General features: G+C 71.0%; 1 protein-coding gene. It reads right to left on the bottom strand.

Annotated elements, in window-relative coordinates:
• A partial coding sequence (locus tag AC1ECF_RS17615) for a YceI family protein (RefSeq protein WP_480390739.1) occupies positions 1 to 272 on the bottom strand: 272 nt, incomplete at both ends.

The raw sequence follows: 272 nt of genomic DNA on the forward strand, positions 1-272 counted from the left end.
GAGGACGAGCAGCATCTCCACGGCGCCGGAGTCCTCGACCTTGACGAAGCCGAGGTCGGGCGCCTCGATGCCGTAGTCCGAGAACGTCACGGGGATCTGGCCCGAGACCTCCACCGTGCCCTCCGCCGTGGTCTGCGCCTCGAGGGAGACCGTGACCGACTGCGTCTGGCCGGCGATCGTCAGGGCGCCGCGGGCCTCGCCGGTCACCATGCCCTCGGTGATCCCGGCGACGTCCACGGGCTCGGTGAGGGTGAACGTCGCCGTCGGGAAGT

Source organism: Psychrobacillus sp. Z3-81 (genome assembly GCF_056620325.1).